This is a genomic window from Enterococcus sp. DIV1375a (genome assembly GCF_051712205.1).
Lineage (GTDB): Bacteria > Bacillota > Bacilli > Lactobacillales > Enterococcaceae > Enterococcus > Enterococcus faecalis.
The window spans coordinates 2,305,001-2,320,231 of record NZ_JBIOOM010000001.1; the positions used below are offsets into that span (position 1 = coordinate 2,305,001).

Here is a 15,231-nt window from a genome sequence, read left to right on the forward strand (position 1 = left end):
GGCATCCACCGTGCGCCCTTATTCACTTAACCTTATCAACCTTACGGTTGGGTCTTGATCACTTCTTCTAGCGATAGAAGGTTAATCAATAAATAAGCAATTGAACTTATAAAAAACTCATTCAACGCGGTGTTCTCGGTTTATTTTGATTCTTTTTACTTCAATATCCAGTTTTCAATGAACGAATCTGATAGCAAAAGCTATCAATGGAGCCTAGCGGGATCGAACCGCTGACCTCCTGCGTGCAAAGCAGGCGCTCTCCCAGCTGAGCTAAGGCCCCGAATTTATTTGATTGAGAGTAGACCTCTCAAAACTGAACAAAGTAAAGACGAAATGTGTATTTCCGTAATATTCCTTAGAAAGGAGGTGATCCAGCCGCACCTTCCGATACGGCTACCTTGTTACGACTTCACCCCAATCATCTATCCCACCTTAGGCGGCTGGCTCCAAAAAGGTTACCTCACCGACTTCGGGTGTTACAAACTCTCGTGGTGTGACGGGCGGTGTGTACAAGGCCCGGGAACGTATTCACCGCGGCGTGCTGATCCGCGATTACTAGCGATTCCGGCTTCATGCAGGCGAGTTGCAGCCTGCAATCCGAACTGAGAGAAGCTTTAAGAGATTTGCATGACCTCGCGGTCTAGCGACTCGTTGTACTTCCCATTGTAGCACGTGTGTAGCCCAGGTCATAAGGGGCATGATGATTTGACGTCATCCCCACCTTCCTCCGGTTTGTCACCGGCAGTCTCGCTAGAGTGCCCAACTAAATGATGGCAACTAACAATAAGGGTTGCGCTCGTTGCGGGACTTAACCCAACATCTCACGACACGAGCTGACGACAACCATGCACCACCTGTCACTTTGTCCCCGAAGGGAAAGCTCTATCTCTAGAGTGGCCAAAGGATGTCAAGACCTGGTAAGGTTCTTCGCGTTGCTTCGAATTAAACCACATGCTCCACCGCTTGTGCGGGCCCCCGTCAATTCCTTTGAGTTTCAACCTTGCGGTCGTACTCCCCAGGCGGAGTGCTTAATGCGTTTGCTGCAGCACTGAAGGGCGGAAACCCTCCAACACTTAGCACTCATCGTTTACGGCGTGGACTACCAGGGTATCTAATCCTGTTTGCTCCCCACGCTTTCGAGCCTCAGCGTCAGTTACAGACCAGAGAGCCGCCTTCGCCACTGGTGTTCCTCCATATATCTACGCATTTCACCGCTACACATGGAATTCCACTCTCCTCTTCTGCACTCAAGTCTCCCAGTTTCCAATGACCCTCCCCGGTTGAGCCGGGGGCTTTCACATCAGACTTAAGAAACCGCCTGCGCTCGCTTTACGCCCAATAAATCCGGACAACGCTTGCCACCTACGTATTACCGCGGCTGCTGGCACGTAGTTAGCCGTGGCTTTCTGGTTAGATACCGTCAGGGGACGTTCAGTTACTAACGTCCTTGTTCTTCTCTAACAACAGAGTTTTACGATCCGAAAACCTTCTTCACTCACGCGGCGTTGCTCGGTCAGACTTTCGTCCATTGCCGAAGATTCCCTACTGCTGCCTCCCGTAGGAGTCTGGGCCGTGTCTCAGTCCCAGTGTGGCCGATCACCCTCTCAGGTCGGCTATGCATCGTGGCCTTGGTGAGCCGTTACCTCACCAACTAGCTAATGCACCGCGGGTCCATCCATCAGCGACACCCGAAAGCGCCTTTCACTCTTATGCCATGCGGCATAAACTGTTATGCGGTATTAGCACCTGTTTCCAAGTGTTATCCCCCTCTGATGGGTAGGTTACCCACGTGTTACTCACCCGTCCGCCACTCCTCTTTCCAATTGAGTGCAAGCACTCGGGAGGAAAGAAGCGTTCGACTTGCATGTATTAGGCACGCCGCCAGCGTTCGTCCTGAGCCAGGATCAAACTCTCATAATAAAAGTTAGAACAATCTTTCGATTGTTAAGCTCAATTTGTTTGCTAGCATATTGCTTGCTTGTTAAAAATGTTTGTTGTCTTGAATTGAATCAAGACGCCCTACACATTTGGTTCGTCTATTCTTTGTTCAGTTTTCAAAGGTCTACGTTACCTCGCAGCAACTTTTATATCATAACAAACTTTCGTTTGAATGTCAAGAACTTTTTTTGAAAAAGTTTTTTAAGTTGTTTTGCTTGGTTGTTGTTGTCTGTTGTGACAACTTCTATATCTTATCATCTCGTTTGTTATTTGTCAACAACTTTTTTGTTGTTTTTTCAAACTTTTTTCGAGAGATTTGAAATCAAGAATTGTTATTTAATTATTGATTTCTGAATCGCTCAGCTGTGTGACTCGCCTTGCGACATGTAATAATATATCAAGATTTTGATGTTTGGTCAACACTTTTTTCAAAAAAATTAAAAGAAGTTTTCAATCTGTTTTCATTCTTTTCAATTATTTCGTTTTTAAACTTTTTAAATCCTAATTGTCTATCAAAACAGTTTAATTCCTTACTAAAAATCGAACAATTTGAATCATATATTTGAAATAGTTCGATTAACTTTTTTACGTCCAACATAAAAAAAGAAAGAATCTGTTCGATTATCGACAGATTCTTTCTTTTTTGTTTAAAACATTGGGACACCTTCAATATGATATTTTGACCAAATCGTTTTTAATTCTGCAGGTGCTACCCATGTATAGTCTTTATCCATTTCATTTTTAAGTGCTTGTTCATCCATCTCGAAGACAAACAGCGGAACATTTTCTTTATTGATATGCGCGTTAGTTAATTCTACTAAGCTAATTGAAGTAACGTCCAATTGAACCTCTTCTTTGAACCATTGTAGCATACTAGCTAAACCCGTCATCTCATCAGAAACTTTTGCCATCGCAAACTCAATCGCTTCACCTATTGGATGCATCAAAAATTTTTTACTACCATCGTTTAAGTTCAGTATGATTGTTCCAGCGACTTTTTTGTTAGACACGACATCCACCTCAATTAATTTTTAGATTCACTAACAAAAGAAATTGTAACACACTTTCTGAAAAAATACAGAATTATTTTTCAAGCAACTTATCCATTGCTTCATCAATCCATTCTGGAAGTTCTTTGTCTAAGGTTGCAAAGCCAATTTTTTTATTCTTATCCGTAAAATATTTTTTGCGTCGATGGTTCACTGAATGAACTTTGTCTTCAAGGGTTCGTAAAGATAAGCTAATCTTTTGAGAATATTCATCAACATCAATAACTTGAACGGTTACTTTTTGTCCAACGGTTAAGAGTCCATGGATATTTTTGGTAAAGCCAGCTTGTACTTCCGAAACATGAATCAGTCCTTGTGTTTCTTCGTCTAAAGAAACAAATGCGCCATATGGTTGAAGTCCGGTAATTGTGCCAGAAAGTACCATACCAATTTTGTACTTCATCAAATTTCCTCTTTTCATACGATAAATTTCTTTTTCCGTTTCTACTCATTTAAAATAATAGCATTTTTTCAACGTTTGTGCATTATTTCTTCCCTAGTTGTTAAAACTATTGTTTCATCTTTTAAGCAAAATCTACTATACTATAGGAAGTAAGACTTTATATAGAAGAAAAGGAGTTATCTTATGTTTAATTTTAATGAAACCATTGAGCGTCGCCACACGAATTGTGTTAAATGGGACACCGTTGAAGCGAGTTACCACGAAAAAGATTTACTACCTTTATGGGTTGCTGATATGGATTTCAAAGTACATCAGCCTATTCTTGATGCCTTGTCACAAGTTATTGAACAGGGCATTCTAGGATATGCAGTTGCACCTAATGAACTGTATCAAGCAATTCAAGATTGGCAACGGCAACACCATCAATTGATTGTTGAAAAAGAAGAAATTTTGTTTAATAGTGGCGTGGTACCCAGTTTGGCCACAACCGTTCAAGCGTATACAGCACCTGCTGATTCTGTCATGATTTGTGATCCAGTCTACCCCCCTTTTGCAGATGTGGTAAAACAAAATGAGCGTAGACTCGTGCGCCATTCTTTACTAGAAGTTAACGGACATTATGAAGTTGATTTGGTTAAAATGGAACAACAGATAATCGAAGAAAAGGTGAAACTGTTACTTTTTTGTAATCCCCATAATCCTGGTGGACGTGTTTGGACAAAAGAAGAATTGCTGGCAATTGGCCGTTTATGCCAAAAACACCAAGTAACTGTGGTTAGCGATGAAATTCATCAGGATTTGATTTTCAAACCGCATACCTTCACTTCCTTCACTGTCGCTGATGATGCATTTAAGGAATTCACTGTTACCTTAACCGCAGCAACGAAAACCTTTAATTTAGCGGGGATTAAAAATTCAATGCTGTTCATTCCTAATGAAAAACTACGGCAATCTTTCGTATCTTTACAAGACAAAAATCATCAAGGCGGCATCAATACTTTTGGCTACGTTGGAACGGCAGCTGCCTATCAAACAGGGGAGGAATGGCTAACGGCATTACTTGATTATTTAAAAGAAAATATTGATTTTGCCCTTTCTTTTTTCCGTGAAGAGCTGCCTAGCGTTCGTGTAATGGAGCCTGAAGGGACCTATCTTTTATGGTTAGACTTTAGTTCTTATTCACTAACGGATCGAGAACTTCGCGATACCTTAATTCATAAGGGGAAAGTGGTTCTAAATCCAGGAATTAGTTTTGGTCCCCAAGGTTCTCAACACATGCGTTTAAACTTAGCTTGTTCAAAAGAAACTCTCGAAGAAGGCCTTTTACGTATCAAAAAAGCCTTTAATTAAAAACAGCTGTCCTAGTTTTTAGGACAGCTGTTTTTAATTCTTTCTTTTGCGTTTAGCTAAATAAACTCTGACGAACCAGATACCTGAAAATAGAAGTAAAATTTCTCCAATTATGATTGTATAAAATCCTGGTTCATGAACGATTCCTTGCTGATCTACATACGTAAAAAACGTTCCTATAAATGGGAGTATTACTGCAAACAAAGCCAAGGCCATTGGATATCTGTATTTTTCTAACAAATTTGCTTCCTCTCCTTCTATTCTTTAACTCAGTATCCTATAAAGACTTCATTAAAAGAAGAGATTTGGATGCTTTTAAAAAAAAGTTAGTCGTTTTAAGAAAAAAATAAAGAGTACCAACGAATTTGTCCCTCGTTGGTACTCTCTTTTTCAATTGGTTAAACTTATTCACCAATGATTTCAACTGTGTCCATCACGACGTCAAATGTTGGACGGTCTTGGGCATCCCGTTGGACTCCACCAATTTCATCCACTACATCCATACCATCAACAACATGACCAAAAACAGTATGACGGAAGTCTAACCAAGGTGTTCCGCCTTGTTTGTAAGCTTCAATAATTTCTTCTGGAAAACCAGCATCTTCTAACTGACTCATCATTTGAGCTGGAACATTTTGATTAGTAACAACAAAGAATTGGCTACCATTTGTGTTAGGACCAGCATTTGCCATTGACAATGCGCCACGCAAATTGAAAACATCCCGAGAAAATTCATCCTCAAATGCTTCTCCATAAATACTTTCGCCGCCCATTCCTGTTCCGGTTGGGTCACCGCCTTGAATCATAAAATCAGGAATCACACGATGGAAAATAACGCCATCATAGTAGCCCTTTTTCGCTAATTCAACAAAATTTTTAACCGTTTTAGGCGCTTGTTCTGGGAATAATTGAACAGTGATGTCGCCTCGGTTTGTTTTAATGACCGCTTTTGGGCCTTTAGCATTTTCTAAATCTAATTGTGGAAATTGTGACATGAGAATGTCCTCCTAGATAATTATTTTATAGTTCCATCATATCGAAAAATGCTGAAAATTGCTATGATCTTTTTCCAATGATTAAAGAATGCTTTGATTCGTTAGCCAAACTTGCTTTTTTCGAAAAGCCGTGCTATTTTGTGAAGTGTTCGCAAAACGATCAATAGTTGTCTCAACCCTAAATGAATTAGGAGGAATTTTCAAATGTCTGATGAAAAAGATATTTATGATTTAACGATTATCGGCGGCGGTCCTGTTGGATTATTTGCCGCTTTTTATGCGGGAATTCGTAAAGCGAAAACGAAAATCATTGATAGCCTGCCGCAATTAGGTGGTCAGCTAACAATGCTGTATCCCGAAAAATATATTTATGATATTCCTGGATTCCCTGCTATTAAAGCCGGTGAGTTAATTGCCAATTTGGAAAAACAGATGCAGCCATTTCAGCACGATGTTTGCTTGGAAGAAGAGGTCACACACCTTGCACAGGAAGCAGATGGACTTTTGCGCTTAGACACAACTAAAGGCACACATTATTCTAAAACGGTTATCTTTGCGATTGGTAACGGCGCTTTCCAACCTCGACGTTTAGCTATCGAAAATGTTGAAGCCTTTGAAGGTGAGTCAATCCATTATTATGTGACTGACATGAAAAAATTCGCTGGCAAAAAAGTTGCGATTGCTGGTGGCGGCGATTCCGCAATTGACTGGGCTTTAATGCTAGAAAACGTCGCAGAAGAAGTATCTATTATCCATCGTCGCCCACAATTTCGCGGCCACGAACATAGCGTGGAACAACTGGAAAAATCTAGTGTTTCTATCAGAACTCCCTATATCATTAGTGATATTTTAAAGGAAAACGAAACGTTCACAGGCATCCAATTAACGGAGACAAAAGGTGACCAAACATTGGATCTCCCTCTGGATGATTTAATTATCAATTATGGCTTCACTTCTTCTTTAACACACCTCAAAGAATGGGGATTAGACGTTTCTAGAAATGCTATTAATGTTCATTCCGATATGTCAACTAACATTCCTGGTGTATACGCTGTAGGGGATATCTGTTCCTATGAGGGAAAAGTGAAATTAATCGCTACAGGCTTTGGTGAGGCACCTACTGCCGTAAATAATGCTTTACATTACTTACGGCCCGATGCTCGACGTCAACCAGTTCATAGTACAAGTTTATTTGAAAACGGCGTACCTAAATAAGGTTAGCACTGGACTTTAGCAGTTTTTAAGCCAAGGACAAAAATCTAAATCGGATTTTTGTCCTTGGCTTTCTGCTTTACTGAAAAGCCTTTCTTTTTCTCTTTTAAATTTATTTTTGATACAATAAAAAGTGCTAGGAGGAAGAAAGATGAACCAACCAATTATTTATTTAAATGAAGTATTCAACGAAGAACAACTGGAACAAGTGAAAGCTGTGGCACCCAATTATCTAGTTAAAACATCTACCGATCATTTATCATCTGCTGAAGAAGAGGCCATCGAAATTATGTTAGGCTGGCATAAAGAAATTGGTCCGCGTTTATTAGCATCTGATACTAGTCACCTAAAATGGATTCAGCTCATTTCTGCTGGTGCTGATTATATGGATTTTGATAAATTAAGAGAAAAAGGCATTCTGTTGTCTAATGGTAGCGGAATCCATAGTGTTTCTATCTCAGAACATGTTTTAGGCGTTTTATTAGCACATACCCGCGGACTGCAAGAAAGTATCCAACAACAAATGCAACACACATGGAATCAAACAGCCCCTTCCTATCAACAACTTTCTGGGCAAAAAATGTTAATCGTAGGCACCGGGCAAATCGGACAACAATTAGCTAAATTTGCTAAAGGTTTAAATCTTCAAGTTTATGGCGTGAATACCTCTGGACATGTGACGGAAGGCTTCATTGAATGCTATTCACAGAAGAATATGAGTAAAATTATCCATGAAATGTCCATTGTTGTGAACATTCTTCCTTTGACTGAAACAACAAAACATTTATACAATCAGGCACTTTTTGAAAAAATGGCTCCTGAAACAATTTTCGTAAATGTTGGTCGAGGCGCCTCAGTAGCAACGAACGATTTGATAACTGCCTTAAACAATAAAACCATTGCTTTTGCTGCCTTAGATGTCTTTGAAGAAGAACCTCTTCCCGAAGATAGCCCTTTATGGGAGATGCAGAATGTTTTATTAACACCTCATATTTCTGGCATGACACCGAAGTTCAAATCAAAATTACTGGCGATTTTTATTCCAAACTTAAATCAATTTGTGACGGATCAGACCCTCGTCAAAAACCAAGTTTCCTTAAAAAAAGGCTATTAACTCAAAAAAGGCCTTCAACCATCTTTCAAGTAATTGTATGGTTGAAGGCTTTTTTTGCTATTTTTTACCAGATAACCTTGAAGTTATCATTTGTCGACGCTTGAATGATTGGATGTTTTTTTAAATATTCTGCAATCAGTTCCGTCATATCAATTTGAATTTCTCGAATAATTTTTTCAGGTTGGAACATTTGATAGTTTCCGCCACCGACTGCTCGGTATTGATTTGTCACGATTTCCAAAACATCTTCTGCTTGCACTGCTTTGCCATGATAATTAAGTTTCGTCACTCTTTCACCAAACGGTTGTCTTAAATCAAGCGTATACTCAATGCCTTCATACATATCATAATTATAGTATTGTGGTTTTGGATCGACATATTTCGGGTTGAAAATTGGTTGGCCTTTTTCTAACACAAAATAAGTAGCGCTTTGTTCTAACGCTTCACGGAGGTCTTGTCCAGTGACACGCAATACAGCCAAGGTATTTGGATAAATGTAGTTGGTAATGATATCGCGCATCGTAATTTGGTTATTAAACCCTTTGCCTTCATTGTTAAAAAGTGCAGTCCCTGAAATATCCGTTCCGCTTGAAGCCATTTGGACGTTATTAATAAATTCTATATATGGATGTTCTTTGAGGCGTACGGCATTCGGATTTTGAATCGTCATATCCCCTTCCACATTTCCCACTGGTTGATCAAGCCACTCTTCTACCTCGTCATGTAACGCTGTTGTCAAAGCTAAAACTTCTGTATCTGGTTGTTCGTTTCCAACAGGATGAATAGCTGCGTCACTTCCAATAACGTGATAGCCTTTAGCCATAGGTTCAATTTCTAAAGTAATTTCTCCAACGAAAGCTCCTCGAAAACCTGGTTGAATCACAGGTATTCCATTCAGTTTTGTAGCAATTTCTCGATGTTGGTGACCAGTGACTAAGGCATCAATCCCAGGAACTTTTTCCAATAAATCGTAGCCTTCATTTTCTCCTGTTAGTAATTCCGTGGGTTCCCCTGTTTCTAAATCTTTTTCAAAACCGCCATGGTAAGCGACAACAACTAGATCCGCTTCTTCCCGCAGTTTTGGCACGTATTCCGCCGCTGTTTCAACGACACTTTTAAACGTTAAATCTTTGACTGTTGCCGGCTGTTCCCAATGAGGAATATATTGAGTCGTCACGCCAAGGATGGCTACTTTAACCCCTTGTTTTTCTATGATGACATACGGCTGACCGAAATAAGGTTGTCCATCTTTACCAAGAATATTGGCAGCTAAAACTGGCTGTTGATAACTGGCAATCGTTTCCTTTAAATAATCTAAACCGTAATTAAATTCATGGTTACCTAAAATGCTAACATCATAATTCATTTGATTAATGATTTTAGTGATGGCAGCCACTGAATGTGTTTCTGCTTTTCTTACGTAGTAACTAAGCGGCGAACCTTGAATAAAATCCCCATTTTCAATTTGAAAAACTGGTCCTTTGGCAGACGCCCGTAACTTTTTCAGCATGGTTGCTGCTTTTGCGGTTCCAAAAGGTAAATCCATCTTTTTTTCACTATAACTTGTTGGCATAATGTACCCATGCATATCACTTGTTGCTAAAATTTTTATTTGCATTTTGTTTCTCTCCTTCTTCCGCCCAAAAGAACAGGAAGGTTAGAACACGAGCCATAACGACTCAGATCCCAACCTCCCACGTCTGTTTATTTATTGATTATTGGTTCCATGCTTGTTCAAATTGTGATGTTGCATCTTTCAATAATTTTCTCGTGTCTTTATTTGATGAAGCAAAAATACTTTCCATAATTGTCCGCATTTCATTATAGGCTGAATCAGCATTTTCTTCTACTGGGATAGCGAATAAATCTTTTACTGCGTTTTCAAGTTGTGCAGGTACTTTGGTTGTCTTAGAATTTTTGTACTCATCACTGTGTAAAACAGATTCTAAAATTGGCATATAACCTGTTTGTTGTGCCCAGTACAATTGTGAATCAGGAGTAGCTAAGAATTTCATGAATTCAAATGCCGCTGTCCGTTGTTCTGGCGTAGCACTATCGAACATATAAATATCTGTTCCTTGTTGTAAGTTGATTTTTTCAGGACGTGGTGCAACACCGTATTCATAGCCACCAGCTTCAGCATCTTTTTGAACAAAACCAGCACCAGCAATACTACCGACAAACATTGCTACCTTTTTGTTTGCAAATGGGCCAGATAAATATTTATCTGAACCAGCTGTGCGGAAGTAACCTGCTTCGATACCATCACGGTAATAGTCCACGACTTCTTGTGAATCTTTGCTTGTTAAATCTAAGTCTTTATTAAAATCAACGCCTTTGTTTTTCATTCCAATTGCGTAATAGTTATTTAACGAGTCAAAACCAGCACCAACGACTTCTTTGTTGGATTTTTCGTAAATTGTTTTAGAAGCTTCTTTTAATTCCTCTAATGTTTTCGGTACTTCAACACCATATTCTTTCAACAAATCAGCATTATAGAATAACATTTCTGTCGATTTATTAAATGGAATGCCGTATTGTTTGCCGTCGATTTTGGCGCCGTCTAACAATACTTCACGAATTGGCTCTGCATCTTTCCAGCCGATTGTGTCATCATCCATATATGGTTTTAAGTCCACTAACATTTCATCTTGTGCAGCATTCCATAACCAGCCTGGGTACGCTTGCGTAATTGTTGGTAAATCTTTTGGTGAAGTTAAAGTCGAATTGATTTTGGCTTGTAAATCAGGGTAAGCAGATTGATTTTGTAATTCCACTTTAATTTTTGGATTTTCTTTCATGAAGTCTTTCGTTAATTTTGTTAACGCTTCTTCTTGAACCCCATTCATTGCATGCCAGAAAGTGATTGTCGTATCTTCCTTCACTTCTTTCACAATATCGTTTGATTCTTTGGCCCCATTACCGTTACCACAAGCCCCCAATGCGAAAATAGCTGCGGTTGCTAACACTGTTGTTGCTAGAGTTTTGAACTTCATTTTTTTCTCTCCCTTAAAAAAATTTATAAAACAATTTGCTCGCCACGTTCTGGCAATATTCTTTCACCATACGGGTTTTCCAGTTTTTCTGGTTTTAACGTATGGATTGGAACCAATACTTGAGGTTCAATCAATGCAATAATTTTATCCAGATCTTCTGGAATTGCATGTCCTGAACAAGCTAAGCGGACAAAAGTAATGTCTTTTTTAGCCAACAAATCTAAAAACACGCGATACTGTGGATCAAAGTCCCCTAACGGTTGTGCATCACTGTGAATGTATAAACTACCTTCTTGGAGGTTGTCAAACTGGTTCACAACTTGCCACAAATAGTCTGTTTTGTCCTTTAGTAACGTGTCATACGGAATTTCTAACGCTGGATTCAATTCTGGTATTTTACCAGATTCAGCATAATAATAACGAACTTCTATTCCAAATACTTCAAGTAACAACGCAGCCATATTTGCTTCTAAAACGACTGTACGTGGTGACTTTTCAATAATCTTAGCAAAACGTTCCACGTTTGCTGGATAACCATTAAAGGTAATTTGTCGATTCGGGTTTTCTAGTTCTAAACGAACCAAGTGCTGAACAAGATCTTCTTCACTGACAACCGCTATTTGGGCTGGATCTGGTTCACGTTCTGGGAAGCTAATGCTTACGCCTTCCATCATTAATAATTCAGTATGTTTGGCTTTTTCACAAAAAGCTAAAGTCTCTTCACGATTATGGCCATGTAAGCGCAAATCACCTGTGTATGTGATGAAATGGTCAGGCGTGCGAATCAGTAATGCCGAAGCACCGTACGCATCATGATCAACAGGCACGATTTCCACTGAAATTTCGCCAACTTTAATCACATCGTTTTTATTAAGACCAATCATTTCTCGGGTAAAATTCTTTTCTTCAAACGGTGATGGAATCAAAAAATCACCTTTTCGATTTAAACTATTTAGAATCATTTTCGTTTCTTTTAGGGTGTACAACGGAACAGCTGGGTCTAAATAATTAATCATGCGTGAATGATCTAAATGGGCATGAGATAAGAAAACAGCGGTGTGTTGATAGTCTTTGTCTTCTGCACCATGATATTCATAACCTAAACGTGGATCATATAAGTCTTTTAATTCTGGCACTAAACGATTATTAATTAAGGTTTCAATGTGATCATCAGGCAAATCTAATTCTGGTCGAAATTCTGTACCAAAATCAAAGAAGATGTGGGCATCTTTATACGCCACTTCAATCACGGTTCCTCCAATTGTTAAAATGCCACTGTGAAAAGTCACAGTTGTTTTAGCCTTTGATTCCATTTTTTGCAACTCCTCTGATAATTTCTTTTCTGAAAATCAAGTAAATAATTAAAATTGGAATAACGGTTAATGTTGCAGCAGCCATTTGTAAATGTACGTCACTACCGCTCTCTGTCGCAAAGGCCGATAGTCCATTATTCAATAGACGGTATTTTTTCTCGTTCGTCACCAACAATGGCCACAAGAAAGAATTCCAACTAGAAATAAATGTTAAAATCCCTACTGTTACCAACGCTGGTTTTGACATTGGTACTAAAATACGCCAAATATATTCTAAATCACTAGCGCCATCAATTTTGGCAGCCTTGTAAAAAGTATCAGGAATACCTTTTAAATAACCGTTTAAATAGTAAATATAAAAAATACTAGTTAAAAATGGAATAATTAAGGCGCTGTAAGTATTTAACAAACCTAATTGCGCAATCGTTTGATAATTGGTAAAAATAATAGATTCATACGGAACCATTAACAACGAAATCATCAAAGCAATGACCACATTTTTAAAACGGAACTTCAAACTCGTTAATGCGAATGAAGCTAACACGGCGGTGACTACCGTAGCAATCGTTGTAACGCCTGAAACAAAGACTGTGTTCAAGAAATACCGAAGAAAGGGTGCTTTTTGAAAGACCTCTGTGTAGTTTTGCCATTGTGGTTGTTTCGGAAACATGGTTGGCGGCATGCTGGTCGCTTCAGAGTAACTCATTAAACCAGCTAAAATCATATAGACAAATGGAAATAACGTAATAACGGCTAAAATGCCTAAGAAAACAAATGCGATAATCGTTAAAACTTTTTTCATTGGCTTATTGCCCCACTTTCTTTAAGAGTTTATTTTGTAAGAAAGTGACCACTAAAATAATCACAAATAAAATCACTGTGGCGGCCATCGCAATTCCGGGACGTCCTACAATGTGGAATTTGTCATAAATATAGTACACTGCGGTTGTGGCACTATTGGCAATCCCCGCACGGCCACCGAATAAAGCATAAACTTGTGTATAAACTTTAAAGGCGCCAATTAAGTTGACCGTTAATAAAAAGGCAATGGTCGGGACTAGCTGCGGAAACGTAATACGTCGGAAAATTTCGCCGTCTGAGGCGCCAAACATTTTTGCAATTTTAAAATGTTCTTCATCAATATTTCTCAACCCAGCCAACAAAATAATAATATTAAATGCTAAACTCGTCCAAACCCCAAAAATAATCAATGTTGGCATACTCATTTGAACATTATCTAGCCAGTTGACAGAAGGAATGCCGAAAAAGCCTAAGACGTAATTGACAATTCCATAATCGCCATTAAAGAAGTAACGGAAGACAATCCCAATGGCAATCGTACTCGTTACATAAGGCATAAAGAAAATCGTTTCAAAGAAACTCTTATGTTTAACTTTTTCAAAGATAATCCAAGCAATTGCTAGGGAAATTATCAAGGCAATCGGTACCACAGCAAATGCATAGAGCGCTGTATTTTTTAACGCTTTATAGAAGATTGGATCATTCAATACACGTTGATAATTTTCTAAACCAGCGTAGCGTTGGTTAATTAAGGAACCTTTTTGGAAACTCATCCACAAAGAACGAAACAGTGGATAAACGCTAAACAGTAAAATGATTCCTAATGATGGCAGAAGGAAGAGCCATGCTTTTGGTTGATTTTCTGGATTGTATTTTTTCATTAGTAAACCCGGTCTCCCGCTTCGTTAAAGATAAATACTTTTTTATATGAAAAATCAAAAGATAAAGTGTCTCCTTCTTCAATCGCTTCTTCTACACTTACAATTGATTTCACTTGTTCATTTCCTAATGTAAATCGTAAAATACGTTCTCGACCAATCAATTCCACTAAATCTGTCGTTGTGGTAAAGAGACCTGTTTCAGCTGGTACCACATCTTCCGGACGAGAAGCAAACGTATATTTCCCATCAGTCATTGGCATTTTAAAGCGTGCTTGCTCAAAACGCTCAAGCGGAATTTCAAAACTTTTGTGGTACATTTTGCCGTCTTTCACTTCAACAGACAATAAATTAATAATTGGGTTACCTATGAACTGAGCAACAAATAAGTTATTTGGTTCTAAGTAAAGGTTTTGAGGTTCATCATTTTGTTGAATAACCCCTTCGTTTAATAAAATAATTTTATCACTGATTGATAGCGCTTCCTCTTGGTCGTGCGTTACAAAGATTGTTGTAATCCCTACTTCTTTCACCAAGCGGCGGATTTCTTCACGAATTTTCAAACGCAAACGTGCATCCAAGTTACTTAAAGGCTCATCTAATAATAAAACATCTGGTTTTTGAACTAACGCCCGGGTAATCGCAACACGCTGTTGTTGACCACCAGAAAGTGTGCCTGGCTTTTTATGGCTTAACTCTTCAATATTCGTTAGTTTCATATATTCTTCGGCAATAGCTTGTGCCTCTGCCTTGGGAACTTTCTTACTTCCTACCGTCAAAGGAAACATTACGTTTTCTAGAACAGTCATATGTGGATATAAGGCATAGTTTTGAAAAACGAACCCGATGTTCCGATCTTTTGGTGCTGTTTTGACAACCGATTGCTGTCGAAACTGAATATCTCCATCACTTGGATGCAATAAACCTGCAATTAAGTTTAAAATTGTGGATTTCCCACACCCACTTGGTCCTAACAAACAAACCAAGTCCCCTTGCTCAATCGTAAAATTGACCGATTTTAACGCTTCAAACCCATTATCGAATACTTTTTTCAAGTCGATAACTTCTATCATGACCCAACCTCCAAAAAAACATTTAATAGCATACCTTTTGATTTTAACATTTATTTCTTGCAACCGCGAGAGCAAAGCTGTTTCATTAAGATAAAAATAGGTAAAGTTA

At 38.7% G+C, this 15,231-nt stretch carries 14 protein-coding genes, 1 tRNA gene and 2 rRNA genes (1 of these 17 running past the window's edge); 3 read left to right on the top strand and 14 right to left on the bottom strand.

Going from position 1 to position 15,231, the window contains the following annotated elements:
• The 6 genes from IGJ63_RS11245 to IGJ63_RS11270 all read right to left on the bottom strand — a co-directional run.
• Positions 1-32 (bottom strand): 23S ribosomal RNA (locus tag IGJ63_RS11245) (it extends 2,881 nt beyond the left edge of the window).
• A gap of 175 nt (positions 33-207) precedes the next feature.
• Positions 208-280: transfer RNA gene (locus tag IGJ63_RS11250), tRNA-Ala, on the bottom strand.
• Between the two features lie 79 nt (positions 281-359).
• Positions 360-1,920 (bottom strand): 16S ribosomal RNA (locus IGJ63_RS11255).
• The 16S and 23S rRNA genes sit together here with 1 tRNA gene alongside, the layout of an rRNA operon.
• Positions 1,921-2,335: 415 nt before the next feature.
• Positions 2,336-2,602 (bottom strand): hypothetical protein, encoded by a 267-nt coding sequence (locus IGJ63_RS11260; protein ID WP_438746641.1) that lies wholly within the window; start codon positions 2,600-2,602, stop codon positions 2,336-2,338.
• Positions 2,586-2,957: a hypothetical protein gene (locus IGJ63_RS11265; protein WP_002385270.1), complete on the bottom strand. Its 372-nt coding sequence runs from the start codon at positions 2,955-2,957 to the stop codon at positions 2,586-2,588. Before IGJ63_RS11265 ends, IGJ63_RS11260 begins: the two co-directional genes overlap by 17 nt.
• 64 nt (positions 2,958-3,021) lie before the next feature.
• Positions 3,022-3,390, bottom strand: a complete 369-nt coding sequence (locus IGJ63_RS11270) for a CvfD/Ygs/GSP13 family RNA-binding post-transcriptional regulator (RefSeq protein WP_002365178.1) — start codon at positions 3,388-3,390, stop codon at positions 3,022-3,024.
• A 183-nt stretch (positions 3,391-3,573) separates the two neighbouring features.
• On the opposite strand from IGJ63_RS11270, the gene IGJ63_RS11275 reads away from it, so the two are divergent.
• Positions 3,574-4,740, top strand: a complete 1,167-nt coding sequence (locus IGJ63_RS11275) for a MalY/PatB family protein (RefSeq protein WP_002378885.1) — start codon at positions 3,574-3,576, stop codon at positions 4,738-4,740.
• A gap of 33 nt (positions 4,741-4,773) precedes the next feature.
• Here IGJ63_RS11275 and IGJ63_RS11280 read toward each other — a convergent pair whose 3' ends face one another.
• Together IGJ63_RS11280 and IGJ63_RS11285 are read right to left on the bottom strand one after the other, a co-directional pair.
• Positions 4,774-4,980 carry a DUF3955 domain-containing protein gene (locus IGJ63_RS11280; protein ID WP_002355151.1) on the bottom strand — a complete coding sequence of 69 codons (207 nt, stop codon included), beginning with the start codon at positions 4,978-4,980 and terminating at the stop codon, positions 4,774-4,776.
• Positions 4,981-5,144: 164 nt separating this feature from the next.
• Entirely contained in the window at positions 5,145-5,735 is a 591-nt protein-coding gene (locus IGJ63_RS11285; protein WP_002355150.1) for a peptidylprolyl isomerase, read from the bottom strand.
• Between the two features lie 204 nt (positions 5,736-5,939).
• On the opposite strand from IGJ63_RS11285, the gene IGJ63_RS11290 reads away from it, so the two are divergent.
• Positions 5,940-6,950, top strand: a complete 1,011-nt coding sequence (locus IGJ63_RS11290; protein ID WP_002368301.1) for an NAD(P)/FAD-dependent oxidoreductase — start codon at positions 5,940-5,942, stop codon at positions 6,948-6,950.
• 148 nt (positions 6,951-7,098) lie between these two features.
• Positions 7,099-8,061, top strand: a complete 963-nt coding sequence (locus tag IGJ63_RS11295) for a phosphoglycerate dehydrogenase (protein WP_002355148.1) — start codon at positions 7,099-7,101, stop codon at positions 8,059-8,061.
• Between the two features lie 64 nt (positions 8,062-8,125).
• Here IGJ63_RS11295 and IGJ63_RS11300 read toward each other — a convergent pair whose 3' ends face one another.
• The 6 genes from IGJ63_RS11300 to IGJ63_RS11325 form a co-directional block, all read right to left on the bottom strand.
• Positions 8,126-9,679, bottom strand: coding sequence for a bifunctional metallophosphatase/5'-nucleotidase (locus IGJ63_RS11300; RefSeq protein ID WP_002378886.1), 1,554 nt, complete (start codon positions 9,677-9,679; stop codon positions 8,126-8,128).
• Positions 9,680-9,776: 97 nt separating this feature from the next.
• Positions 9,777-11,057, bottom strand: a complete 1,281-nt coding sequence (locus tag IGJ63_RS11305; RefSeq protein WP_002355146.1) for an extracellular solute-binding protein — start codon at positions 11,055-11,057, stop codon at positions 9,777-9,779.
• A 23-nt stretch (positions 11,058-11,080) separates the two neighbouring features.
• The gene (locus IGJ63_RS11310) at positions 11,081-12,370 is read right to left on the bottom strand and encodes an MBL fold metallo-hydrolase (RefSeq protein ID WP_002378887.1); all 1,290 of its coding nucleotides are present in this window, start codon (positions 12,368-12,370) and stop codon (positions 11,081-11,083) included.
• Entirely contained in the window at positions 12,354-13,172 is an 819-nt protein-coding gene (locus tag IGJ63_RS11315; RefSeq protein ID WP_002355144.1) for a carbohydrate ABC transporter permease, read from the bottom strand. The genes IGJ63_RS11310 and IGJ63_RS11315 overlap by 17 nt, the downstream gene beginning before the upstream one ends.
• A 4-nt stretch (positions 13,173-13,176) precedes the next feature.
• The gene (locus IGJ63_RS11320) at positions 13,177-14,052 is read right to left on the bottom strand and encodes a carbohydrate ABC transporter permease (protein WP_284955344.1); all 876 of its coding nucleotides are present in this window, start codon (positions 14,050-14,052) and stop codon (positions 13,177-13,179) included.
• Positions 14,052-15,185 (bottom strand): ABC transporter ATP-binding protein, encoded by a 1,134-nt coding sequence (locus IGJ63_RS11325; RefSeq protein WP_016633962.1) that lies wholly within the window; start codon positions 15,183-15,185, stop codon positions 14,052-14,054. The genes IGJ63_RS11320 and IGJ63_RS11325 overlap by 1 nt, the downstream gene beginning before the upstream one ends.
• Positions 15,186-15,231: the final 46 nt, after the last annotated feature.

Excerpts from the sequence above, each read along its gene's own strand:
- IGJ63_RS11270 (WP_002365178.1), bottom strand. The coding sequence starts at position 3,390 with ATGAAGTACAAAATTGGTATGGTACTTTCTGGCACAATTACCGGACTT.
- IGJ63_RS11275 (WP_002378885.1), top strand. The coding sequence starts at position 3,574 with ATGTTTAATTTTAATGAAACCATTGAGCGTCGCCACACGAATTGTGTT.
- IGJ63_RS11285 (WP_002355150.1), bottom strand. The coding sequence starts at position 5,735 with ATGTCACAATTTCCACAATTAGATTTAGAAAATGCTAAAGGCCCAAAA.
- IGJ63_RS11290 (WP_002368301.1), top strand. The coding sequence starts at position 5,940 with ATGTCTGATGAAAAAGATATTTATGATTTAACGATTATCGGCGGCGGT.
- IGJ63_RS11295 (WP_002355148.1), top strand. The coding sequence starts at position 7,099 with ATGAACCAACCAATTATTTATTTAAATGAAGTATTCAACGAAGAACAA.
- IGJ63_RS11300 (WP_002378886.1), bottom strand. The coding sequence starts at position 9,679 with ATGCAAATAAAAATTTTAGCAACAAGTGATATGCATGGGTACATTATG.
- IGJ63_RS11305 (WP_002355146.1), bottom strand. The coding sequence starts at position 11,057 with ATGAAGTTCAAAACTCTAGCAACAACAGTGTTAGCAACCGCAGCTATT.
- IGJ63_RS11310 (WP_002378887.1), bottom strand. The coding sequence starts at position 12,370 with ATGGAATCAAAGGCTAAAACAACTGTGACTTTTCACAGTGGCATTTTA.
- IGJ63_RS11315 (WP_002355144.1), bottom strand. The coding sequence starts at position 13,172 with ATGAAAAAAGTTTTAACGATTATCGCATTTGTTTTCTTAGGCATTTTA.
- IGJ63_RS11320 (WP_284955344.1), bottom strand. The coding sequence starts at position 14,052 with ATGAAAAAATACAATCCAGAAAATCAACCAAAAGCATGGCTCTTCCTT.